Raw genomic sequence first — 246 nt, forward strand, 5'->3', positions numbered from 1 at the left:
GTTGAACACCTGCGCGTCGAAAACGCGGTCGAAGCCGAGCCCGAACAGGGCCGCAGCCAGCACGGGGAACGCCATGATCACGAGGATCGCCGTGATGAGCGTGTTCCAGGTGAAGATCGGCATGCGCCACATGGTCATGCCGGGCGCGCGCATCGTGACGATGGTCGTGATGAAGTTGACAGCACCCAGGATCGTGCTGAAACCGGTCATACCGAGACCGAACACCCAGAGGTTTCCACCTAGGCC

Annotated in this window: 1 protein-coding gene; it reads right to left on the reverse strand. The window is 61.8% G+C overall.

Translation table 11 applies throughout. The features are described from left to right. Positions 1–225, reverse strand: a 225-nt coding sequence (locus ACEN88_RS36010; RefSeq protein ID WP_413347171.1) for a cbb3-type cytochrome c oxidase subunit I, incomplete at its 3' end; no start/stop codon positions are given. Positions 226–246: the final 21 nt, after the last annotated feature.

Origin of the sequence: Massilia sp. CT11-108 (assembly GCF_047302915.1) — a bacterium.
Lineage (GTDB): Bacteria > Pseudomonadota > Gammaproteobacteria > Burkholderiales > Burkholderiaceae_D > Telluria > Telluria orientalis.